The organism is Selenomonadales bacterium (assembly GCA_017442105.1).
Taxonomy (GTDB): Bacteria; Bacillota; Negativicutes; order RGIG982; family RGIG982; genus RGIG982.
Map to the genome: position 1 here is coordinate 1 of JAFSAX010000046.1, position 6,907 is coordinate 6,907.

Genomic DNA, 6,907 nt, shown 5'->3' on the forward strand with positions numbered 1-6,907 from the left:
AAGAAAGTTACAAAGAAACTGCATCGCTCTTGAAAAAGGACTACTACCTACTGTCATCACTCAATTCCTTTTTCATGCGGTCGTATCCAAGAGCCATAGGCGATTGGCGAATACGAGCCATGCAACAGCGACCCAAGAATCGAGCCGAAAAGGCGAAGATGATTGGTTAGTCGCGAACTGTTAAGGCGATGGTTGTGCCAATGGAAGTTGTAACATAGTTGAGGGGAGAACGGATTGATGATTGCGGATGCAATCATCAATATACTCTTACCTGTCCTATCCCCTTAGCAGTAAGCTATCATCTGCGTCCCGCGCTTTTTGAAGCGGTCGAGTTCGTTATAGCGTAAGCTATAGTCCGCTTCAACAGCGCGTGCCTTTTTTGTTACTTTTTGGGGCAAGCCAAAAAGTAAACAAGAAGGAAATAGCTATCTGTTATGCTAAGAAAGTACTTGCGATTTCTATACGCAGAAAAAAACAAAAAAGAGCCCCTTTTGCAAGGAGCCCTCCCTCATACCCTCACCAGGAGAGTATCTCATATCCGTCTTCGGTGATAAGCACCATGACTTCCCATTGCGCGGACGGTTTACCGTCTTCTGTGTAGACGGTCCAGCCGTTTTCTTCGTCGATGAATACGTCGCGTTTACCCATGTTGATCATTGGTTCGATGGTGAAGATCATACCGGGTACCATGAGCATTTCTTCGCCGCGTTTGGTGACGTGGCTGACGAACGGTTCTTCATGGAAGTGGATACCGACACCGTGTCCGCCGAGTTCTTCTACGACGGTATAGCCGTGTGCTTTGGCATAATCGTTGACTGCCTGTCCCATGTCGCCGAGGAAGCCCCACGGTTTGACTTCTTTGAGGCCTGCTTCGATGGCGTTTTTCGTTTCACGGACGAGTGTCGCTTTTTCTTCGCTGACGTTTCCGATGCAGAACATTCTCGACGAGTCGGAGTAGTATCCGTTATAGATGGTCGATACGTCTACGTTGACGATGTCGCCGTCTTTTAAGACGTCTTTTTCAGACGGGATACCGTGACAGACTTGTTCGTTGATGGAGGTGCAGACACTTTTGGGGAATCCTTCATAGCCGAGCGGCGCAGGGATACCGCCGAGTTCGCGTGTTTTGCTGTCAACGAGCTGATTGATTTCTTCTGTCGTCATGCCTTCACGGATGTTTTCTGCTACGTAGTCGAGTACGGCTACGTTTATTTTTGCACTTTCGCGGATCGCTTCGATCTGCGCTTTGTTTTTGATGATAGAGTGGTCGGGAACGATATGGCCTTGACGTTTGTAGTCTTGGATTCGTTCGTCAAAGTCGGCATGGCAATTTTTATATTTTTTGCCGCTGCCGCACCAGCAGGCATCATTTCTGCCTAACTTCATTGTATTACTTCCCTTCGTTTGCTTTTACGCTTGTTTGAGCAGGTCTTTTGCCGCGATGGTGACGAGCTCACCATTCTTGTCGAGATAGACGACACGATTGATGCGCGCGTTGGCGATCATGCGGCGGCAGATAAGACACGGCTCGCCCGAAGCGAGTGTGCCGTCTGCATTTTGGCCTGCTACATAGATAGTTCCGCCCACCATCTTGACAGGATCGCCGTTGATAACAGCATTCTGTTCGGCGTGGACAGCTTCGCACAGCTCATAGCGCTGTCCTTTCGGCACGGCGAGCGCGTCGCGTTTACAGTAACCGATGTCACAGCAGTTGCTGATGCCGCAAGGCGCACCGTTGTAGCCTGTGCTGATGATGATATTGTTGTTCGTGATGACAGCACCATATGTACGTCTAAGACACGTTGCACGTTTGGAGATGGCTTGTGCGATATTGATGAAATATTCATCCCAAGAAGGACGCTTTGTCATGTCCGTTCCTCCTTTTTACAGCGTACCGAAGATACGGTCGCCTGCGTCACCGAGGCCGGGGACGATATATCCTTTTTCGTTCAGCTTTTCATCGAGTGCCGCAAGATAGATAGGCACTTCGGGGTGTGCTTTCTGTACGGCTTCGACACCGACAGGTGCCGCGACCAAGCAGACGAGGCGGAGATTTTTCGCACCGCGTTCTTTCAGCTTGGTAAGTGCCGCGATCGCACTGCCGCCCGTTGCGAGCATCGGGTCGACGACGATGACGTTGCGTTTATCGAGTTCGTTCGGAACTTTAGCATAGTATTCGATCGGTTCGAGCGTTTCTTCATTGCGCGAAAGTCCGATATGGCCGACTTTTGCCGACGGAAGAAGCTGCAAAAAGCCGTCTACCATGCCGATGCCTGCACGCAGGATCGGTACGAGGACAAGCTTGCGGCCCGACAGTTTTTTGCATGTGCAAGTCGCAACAGGTGTTTTGACTTCGATCTCTTCGGTCGGAAGGTCGCGTGTTGCTTCGTAGCCGAGAAGCATGGTAACTTCTTTCAATACTTCGCGGAATTCGCGCGTGCCTGTACGTTCGTCACGAAGAATGGACAGTTTATGCTCAAGGAGCGGATGAGAGCTGACATATACGTTTTGTGCCATAGTCTGTTCCTCCTTATGCGTAGAGTGGATATTTCTTACAAAGTGCGGCAACGCGTGCGCGAAGTGCATCTTTGATCTCTTCATTGTCAGGATTGTTGAGTGCATCGGCGATAATGTTGCCGACTTCTTTCATGTCTTCCGCGTTGAATCCGCGCGACGAAAGTGCCGCAGTACCAAGACGGATACCGCTCGTTACGAACGGGCTGGTCGGGTCGAACGGAATGGCGTTTTTGTTAGCGGTGACACCGATATCGTCGAGAAGATGTTCGGCGACTTTGCCTGTGAGGTTCTGCGGACGTACGTCAACAAGCATGAGATGGTTGTCCGTACCGCCCGATATGATGGTAAAGCCTCTTTCCTGAAGCGTTTCGGCAAGCGTGCGTGCGTTGTCGATGATGCGCTGTTGGTATTCTTTGAATTCGGGCGACAGTGCTTCTTTGAATGCCGCTGCTTTTGCCGCGATGACGTGCATCAAAGGACCGCCCTGCATGCCGGGGAATATGCCTTTGTCGATAGCCGCCGCATATTTTTGTTTGCAAAGGATGATACCGCCGCGCGGACCGCGGAGTGTTTTGTGCGTGGTAGTGGTGACGATGTCTGCGTACGGTACGGGGCTCGGATGGAGGCCTGCCGCAACGAGGCCTGCGATGTGTGCCATATCTACCATGAAGATAGCACCTGCTTCGCGCGCGATCTCGCCGAGACGTTCAAAGTCGATGATGCGCGGATATGCGCTGGCACCTGCGATGATAAGTTTCGGTTTGTGTTCAAGAGCAAGACGGCGTACTTCATCATAATCGATGCGGAACGTCTGTTCATCAACGCCATACGGTACGATGTTGAAGAATTTGCCCGAGAAGTTGACCGGGCTGCCGTGCGTCAAATGGCCGCCGTGCGCGAGGTTCATACCGAGGATGGTGTCGCCGTGTTCTAACAAGGCGAGATATACTGCCGTATTGGCCTGCGCGCCCGAGTGCGGCTGTACGTTCGCATGCTCTGCGCCGAACAGTTCTTTGGCACGGGCGATGGCAAGCTGTTCTACGACATCGACACATTCACAGCCGCCGTAGTAGCGTTTGCCGGGGTAGCCTTCGGCATATTTATTCGTAAGGACAGAGCCCTGTGCTTCCATGACTGCTTCGGATACGAAGTTTTCGGATGCGATGAGCTCGAGTTTATTCTGTTGTCTTTCTTTTTCTGCTTGGATAGCCAGTGCAAGTTCGGGGTCTTGTTTCATCAAATACATCGGTTATCCCTCCGTTTCGTTTATTCGTAGACGGCACGTGCGCCGCCAATGAGTTTTGGTCTTGTTTTTGCCGCAGTGACGGTCGCTTCACCGATCTGTTTGACCGATAAGCGAAGCGGTACGGCAACGCGTTTTAAGTGCATGCCGATCAGAGTAAGGCCGATATCCATGCCTGCGTGTGCGCTGATCGTTTCGACGACGACAGGGTCTGCCATCATCTGCATGGCGACTGTCGCGAACGAACCGCCCGCCTTCGGCACGGGACGCACCGATACTTCTTCCCAGCCGTATCGCTCCATGGCTTCACGCTCGACGACGAGCGCACGGTTGAGATGTTCACAGCATTGCATCGCAAGGTAGATACCATGCTCGCGGCATACGGGCAGGATACCCTTGAGCACAGCTTCGGCGACATCTGCCGAACCGCTCGTGCCGATATGCGCGCCTGCGACTTCACTGCTGCTGCCGCCGAGCACAAGGACTTGTCCCTGTTTGAGTTCGGCTTTGGCGATAAGCTCACGGACGGCCGTTTCTGCCTGTTGTGTCCATGCTTGTTGTATCATTTGCAAAAAGCCTTCTTTCTTATTCGTTCTCGAGTTCCATGATCTTGGCAACACGACGCGCATGGCGATCTCCGCCAAACGGGGTGGTGAGCCATTTTTCGACGATCATCTGTGCAAGGCCGGGGCCTGTGACACGTTCGCCGAGTGCGAGAATGTTGGCATCGTTATGTTCGCGCGACATCTGCGCCGAGAATACATCGTTGCAAAGTGCGGCACGGATGCCTTTGATCTTGTTGGCGGCGATAGAGATACCGATCCCCGTTCCGCAAATGATGATACCGCGTTCACACTGACCGCTTGCTACGGCACGCGCTACTTTCGCGCCGTATTCGGGATAGTCAACGGAATCCGTCGTATAGGTTCCCATATCTTCAAATTCAATATTCATATCTGTCAACTGTTTTTTGATAACTTCTTTCAAAGCATAACCACCATGGTCACTGCCGATCGCTAACATAATCGCATTCCTCCCTATTGCAGTAATTGCTAGTTATAATTGCAGTTATCTGGCTTTATTTCGCTGTATTCAGCCGTTTTTCCTGCTATAAGAAGAATTTTCGCATGTTATCGGGCGATACGCCAAATGGCATGCAGACCCCACAAACAGAGTGCAAGCGCACCAAAGGGCTCCAACGGCCACGGAAACACGCGACTGATGCGTTCTCCCAGAGAAAGCGCAATGCCGCTGACAAAGAAAATGACGATGCCCAGAACAAGAGGCAGCTGCGACCATCCGTCACCCAACAGCCCCATTCCAAGTCCGACGGCAAGCGCATCACAGCTGACACCGACGGCAAGAACAAAAAGCGCACCGCCATGCGGTAATTTCAGCGGACGATCATCCTTCTTTTTGCGGCTCTCCCAGAGAAGATGAAGTCCCAATAATAAAAGCACGCCTCCGCCAAACAGTCCTGCCCAGTTCTCCGCCATGATAACAGGCGACTCACCCGCCTGCCCGATCCTCTCCAAAGCACCTGCCAGATACGCACCCGATGATGCACCTATCATGAGCAATATGATATGAAAGAGCGCGAACACAAACGACATCCTTACGATCTCACCGAGCGACGGGCGCATCATACCGAGCGGGACCGCCACAGAAAAAAGATCCGCGCCCAGTGCAAGACTAAGCGCGGTCATTTCTACGATTGTCACATTTCTCACCTCATCGTTATTGTATGAGGCAAGGACACACCTTATGCAGTTACGATGCGATTTCCGCTGGCTTTGCGCAGTCGGTTCATCACAGCCAATCCGATATCCGTTTCGTCTACGCCTTCGAGATAGATGACGTCCGCACCCTTTTCATCGAAACTGCGGAGCGTATCATACAGAAGGCTTGCAAGTTCTGCCTTATCGGAGTAGCTGACGGTGATAACATCATCAGGTAAACGTTCTGCCAGTTCACGGCTGACGAGCGCACCGACGGTTCGCCCCGACGAAAGCGCGCCTTGGACGGCTTTTGCCAGACCGCTACGTTTGCGTTCCGTTTCACCTTCGAACAATATCGTTTCTGCCTTAGGCGCATAATGGCGATATTTCATACCGGGAGCTTTCGGCTTCACCGATTCGTCGGTCAATCCTTTGTCGATCTCGACAGCACCGAGTACATCGGTGAGCATCTCCACGGTGATACCGCCGGGACGAAGCACCGTCGGCACAGGCGTGGTACAATCGACGATCGTCGATTCGACACCGATTTGGCACGCCCCGCCGTCTACGATCATCGCGATACGTCCGTCCATGTCTTCGGCTACCGTTTTCGCCGTCGTGGGGCTTGGTCTGCCCGAGATGTTCGCGCTCGGTGCGGCAATGGGCACACCTGCCATGCGAATGAGCGCACGCGCCACATCGGCATCGGGCATACGCACAGCAACGGTATCAAGCCCGCCCGCCGTCAAGCGCGGTACGATCGCGCTCCGTTTTACAACGAGCGTCAATGGTCCCGGCCAAAAGGCATCTATCAGCGCACGCGCACTCATAGGGACTTCTTCTGTAAGCGGGATGATATCATCCTTCTCCGCAATATGAAGAATGAGCGGATTGTCGGACGGACGGCCTTTCGCCGTATAGATCTTTTTCGCCGCCATCTCGTCGAGACCGTTCGCACCAAGACCGTATACCGTTTCCGTCGGGAACGCGACGAGCTGACCTTCTCTTAATAGCTGTCCTGCTTCTGCCAGTTGTACTTCCAGCGGACGCTCCGTATCTATTACGATCTGTTTCGTTTTCATCATGCTTTCACCGCCTTATCGAGATCGGACAGCACGACGACACGGTCGATGCCCGCATAGTCGGGCAGTATCCTCTGCGTACGGAATCCGCGCGCTTTGCCAAGCTCGGCTACATCCTGTGCTTGATGGATACCGACTTCGAACAAGACGATACCGTCTTCTTTTAAATAGCGCGGTGCCTCATCGATCAATCGGCGATAAAAATCGAGCCCGTCCACACCGCCGACGAGAGCCATCTCAGGCTCCTGCTTCACTTCGGGAGAGAGGCCTGCCATGTCGCGCACGGGAATATACGGCGGATTCGATAAAATGGCATCGAACGATCCATCGACAGGCGCATAGAGGTC

Annotated in this window: 10 protein-coding genes; 1 reads left to right on the forward strand and 9 read right to left on the reverse strand. The window is 52.7% G+C overall.

Annotated elements, in window-relative coordinates:
• A partial coding sequence (locus IJN28_01815) for a hypothetical protein (protein ID MBQ6712511.1) occupies nucleotides 1–184 on the forward strand: 184 nt, incomplete at its 5' end.
• 332 nt (nucleotides 185–516) lie between these two features.
• On the opposite strand, the gene IJN28_01820 is transcribed toward IJN28_01815, so the two are convergent.
• The 9 genes from IJN28_01820 to IJN28_01860 all read right to left on the reverse strand — a co-directional run.
• Entirely contained in the window at nucleotides 517–1,386 is an 870-nt protein-coding gene (locus IJN28_01820) for a methionyl aminopeptidase (GenBank protein MBQ6712512.1), read from the reverse strand.
• 24 nt (nucleotides 1,387–1,410) lie between these two features.
• On the reverse strand, nucleotides 1,411–1,869 hold the full coding sequence (locus tag IJN28_01825) for a cytidine deaminase (GenBank protein MBQ6712513.1): 459 nt from the start codon (nucleotides 1,867–1,869) through the stop codon (nucleotides 1,411–1,413).
• A gap of 15 nt (nucleotides 1,870–1,884) precedes the next feature.
• Nucleotides 1,885–2,517 (reverse strand): uracil phosphoribosyltransferase, encoded by a 633-nt coding sequence (gene upp, locus IJN28_01830; GenBank protein ID MBQ6712514.1) that lies wholly within the window; start codon nucleotides 2,515–2,517, stop codon nucleotides 1,885–1,887.
• Nucleotides 2,518–2,530: 13 nt separating this feature from the next.
• A complete protein-coding gene (locus IJN28_01835; protein ID MBQ6712515.1) occupies nucleotides 2,531–3,763 on the reverse strand; it encodes a serine hydroxymethyltransferase in 1,233 nt (410 codons plus the stop codon).
• Between the two features lie 20 nt (nucleotides 3,764–3,783).
• Nucleotides 3,784–4,326: a TIGR01440 family protein gene (locus IJN28_01840; protein ID MBQ6712516.1), complete on the reverse strand. Its 543-nt coding sequence runs from the start codon at nucleotides 4,324–4,326 to the stop codon at nucleotides 3,784–3,786.
• Nucleotides 4,327–4,345: 19 nt separating this feature from the next.
• Nucleotides 4,346–4,783 (reverse strand): ribose 5-phosphate isomerase B, encoded by a 438-nt coding sequence (rpiB, locus tag IJN28_01845; GenBank protein ID MBQ6712517.1) that lies wholly within the window; start codon nucleotides 4,781–4,783, stop codon nucleotides 4,346–4,348.
• A 107-nt stretch (nucleotides 4,784–4,890) separates the two neighbouring features.
• A complete protein-coding gene (locus tag IJN28_01850) occupies nucleotides 4,891–5,481 on the reverse strand; it encodes a manganese efflux pump (GenBank protein ID MBQ6712518.1) in 591 nt (196 codons plus the stop codon).
• A 41-nt stretch (nucleotides 5,482–5,522) separates the two neighbouring features.
• Nucleotides 5,523–6,560: a threonylcarbamoyl-AMP synthase gene (locus tag IJN28_01855; GenBank protein MBQ6712519.1), complete on the reverse strand. Its 1,038-nt coding sequence runs from the start codon at nucleotides 6,558–6,560 to the stop codon at nucleotides 5,523–5,525.
• Nucleotides 6,560–6,907, reverse strand: a 348-nt coding sequence (locus tag IJN28_01860) for a peptide chain release factor N(5)-glutamine methyltransferase (protein ID MBQ6712520.1), incomplete at its 5' end; no start/stop codon positions are given. The genes IJN28_01860 and IJN28_01855, both read right to left, overlap by 1 nt.